Genomic DNA, 3,134 nt, shown 5'->3' with positions numbered 1-3,134 from the left:
TTTAGTCAAAATCTAAACCAATTTTTGGCAATATCATTCCATAATGTGCAACCCCTATTTTTTTATACCGAATTAAAGGGATTTGATATAATCAGGATATTCTGTTCCCTCCCCCTCAAATTGATATTATCTTTATCCCTTATGGGTTTAATACCCCAGCGTCTGCACGGTGCAGATGTTGCTGGTGGGGTGAGAATCTCCATCGACCCCATTCTCCTAACTCCTGACTTCTGACTCCTAACTCATTCTTCAAGCAAGTTATTATTTTTGTATGCTGGTGAATAATATAATTCAGAAAAAATCTCATTTTAAACTCTATTTTTTTAAACAAGATGTTAGCTAAAATCAGAGATACGGAAATCTATTTTGATGTTGAAGGTGCTGCCCTAGTGCCAGATGGGGAAAGGATGCGAGAAAAACCTGTTGCTTTTGTAATTCATGGGGGACCTGGTGCAGACCATACTTCCTATAAACCTACCTTTTCTCCTTTGAGTCAAAAATTACAATTAGTCTATTTTGACCACCGGGGACAAGGGCGATCGGCGAGGGGAGCAAAAGAAACTTATACCCTCGAAAATAATGTAGAAGATATGGAAGCATTGCGCCAATATTTAGGGTTAGAAAAAATTGTGATTATTGGTACTTCTTATGGAGGAATGGTTGCCCTGAGTTATGCAGTCCGTTATCCAGAAAATGTTCAATCTTTAATTGTTATTGCTACTGCTGGCAGTTCTAGGTTTTTGGAACTAGCAAAAGTTAATTTAGCAAAAAAAGGAACAAAAGAACAACAAGCGATCGCTCAATTTTTATGGGATGGTCAATTTGAGAATGAAGCTCAACTGCAAGAATATTTTCAAGTAATGATGCCCATGTATTCATTAACTTATCAACCAGAAACATCGGGAAAAAGTTGGAACAGAACTATTTTATCTCCCGATGCTATTAATGTTGCGTTTGGTGGTTTTTTACGTTCTTATAATGTGCTTGAGCAGTTACATAAAATTACTGCTCCCACTTTAATCATGGCAGGAAAACATGATTGGATTTGTCCTCCAGAATTGTCAGAAGAAATCGCTAAAGCTATTCCCCATGCTAATTTAAAAATCTTTGAAAATAGCGGTCATTTAATCAGAGTTGATGAACCAGAAGCGCTTCTCGATGCAATCATTGGCTTTTTGGTTTACAAGTAATACTAAATTTGGTGCGCGAAGAGAAATTTATTGTGAAGGTAAGGCAGAAGGCAGAGGGCAGAAGGCAGAAGGGTTAGAAGGATTTGGACAAATTAGTTTTTCATAACCGGATTTAATATTATATCAAACCCGGTAGCATTGGTATAATTATATTTAGGAGTCAGAAGTTCTTCATTTAAGACTAAAAAAATTGGCGTTGGTGAAAAGAGGTATGATATCATGTCCGGGTAAGAGCGCGAACAAAAAACTTTCTCCTTTTCCTCCTCTTCTTTCTTCCCTTCTGACTCCTGACTCCTGACTCCTTCTTTAACCGTGTTTTTTGAGCCAGCTAAACATAGCACGCAAGTCTTTACCCACTTCTTCAACAGGGTGTTCTGCTTCTTGACGACGCATGGCAGTAAATACAGGTTTGCCTGTTTGGTTTTCCATGACAAACTCGCGGGCAAATTGACCAGATTGAATTTCGCTTAAGATTTTCCGCATCTCGGCACGAGTTTGGTCATTAACGATCCGAGGACCGCGAGTATAGTCACCAAATTCAGCAGTATTGGAGATACTGTCCCGCATCTTTGCCAGACCACCTTCAACAACGAGATCCACAATTAGTTTAACTTCGTGCATACATTCAAAGTAAGCTAATTCTGGCTGATAACCTGCATTTACTAGAGTTTCAAACCCAGCTTTAATTAATCCACTCAGACCACCACAGAGAACTACTTGTTCGCCAAAGAGGTCAGTTTCAGTTTCTTCCCGGAAGCTGGTCTCGAGAATACCTGCACGAGTGCCACCAATACCTTTAGCATAAGCCATAGCGCGATCGCGTGCTTGACCAGAAGCATCTTGGAAGATGGCAAATAGACAGGGTACTCCTTCTCCTTGTTCATAAGTCCGTCTGACCAAATGTCCTGGCCCTTTGGGAGCAACCATGACCACATCTACGTTTGGCGGTGGAAGAATTTGACCAAAATGAATATTAAAGCCGTGGGCAAAAGCTAGAATTTTTCCTTCTGCGAGATTAGGCTCAATTTCGTTTTTATAGACGGTTTTCTGCACTTCGTCTGGCAAAAGAATCATAATTAGGTCTGCTATTTCGGTAGCTTTGTCTACTGGGTAAACATCTAAACCTGCTTCTTTTGCTTTGTGGGCAGACTTACTACCTGGATATAGTCCTACAATTACTTTTAAGCCACTATCTTTGAGATTTAGGGCGTGAGCATGACCTTGGGAACCATAACCAACGATGGCAATAGTTTTGTTGTTGAAGATGTCCAGGTTAGCATCGGTATCGTAGTACATTTTGGCCATTATTTTGTCTCCTGTCAGCAACTATATATTATTTATGCAAAACTTCTATTATATCAAATATCGGTAAAATTTTCTACTCTACACTCTATAAAGAGGGAACAGGGAACAGGGAACAGGGAACAGGGGAAACCCACCCCTCGCCCCTCCCCCTCCCAGGAGGGGAGTAATTGATAATTTATGGATAAGAATTGATTTTATTTTTGATTTTTACCGAATAATTAAGGTTTAAAGCCTCTTCTTTAAAGGAGAAACAAGCGGTCGTTAGCGTAGCTTCCCGTAGGGTGGGATGGTGAGGAAACCTGTACCATATCCAATCGACCAAGAGAGAAAAAATTTTCATTATTAGTCAATCCTATCCGTTTTCAAGGAGAGGTAATTGTTAATTATTAATTATGGCTTACCGATCTAATCTAAAAGTATTTACAGATAAAGGTAAGTGCCTTTTTGGTGCTTTTAAAAAGTGCCTGGTTTTCAGCTCTTCACGCTCAAAAAGGAGCGTATTTTAGGCCAGAGTTGGGCAGAAAAATTATTCTTACAATTCTTACTCCTACCTCCTAGTTCATTCCCATTTCTCCTGTCTCCTGTCTCCTGTCTCCTGTCTCCTCCCCTCACCCAATAAGACTTTTTCAGCAAACCCTA

General features: G+C 39.8%; 4 protein-coding genes. 2 read left to right on the top strand and 2 right to left on the bottom strand.

The genetic code is table 11. From position 1 onward, the window contains the following. The coding region (locus D5R40_RS38485; RefSeq protein WP_205127790.1) for a hypothetical protein at window positions 1-234 on the top strand (234 nt) is incomplete at its 5' end. 98 nt (window positions 235-332) lie between these two features. Further along, the gene (locus D5R40_RS31465; protein WP_124147136.1) at window positions 333-1,190 is read left to right on the top strand and encodes an alpha/beta fold hydrolase; all 858 of its coding nucleotides are present in this window, start codon (window positions 333-335) and stop codon (window positions 1,188-1,190) included. A gap of 306 nt (window positions 1,191-1,496) precedes the next feature. Here D5R40_RS31465 and ilvC read toward each other — a convergent pair whose 3' ends face one another. Together ilvC and D5R40_RS36630 are read right to left on the bottom strand one after the other, a co-directional pair. After that, on the bottom strand, window positions 1,497-2,495 hold the full coding sequence (gene ilvC / locus D5R40_RS31460) for a ketol-acid reductoisomerase (RefSeq protein WP_124147135.1): 999 nt from the start codon (window positions 2,493-2,495) through the stop codon (window positions 1,497-1,499). 471 nt (window positions 2,496-2,966) lie between these two features. Next, entirely contained in the window at window positions 2,967-3,128 is a 162-nt protein-coding gene (locus D5R40_RS36630) for a hypothetical protein (RefSeq protein ID WP_161565146.1), read from the bottom strand. Window positions 3,129-3,134: the final 6 nt, after the last annotated feature.

It is taken from the genome of Okeania hirsuta, assembly GCF_003838195.1.
GTDB lineage: Bacteria > Cyanobacteriota > Cyanobacteriia > Cyanobacteriales > Microcoleaceae > Okeania > Okeania hirsuta.
Note: the sequence above shows the minus strand (reverse complement) of the source record. Positions and strands in the feature narration are given on the sequence as shown.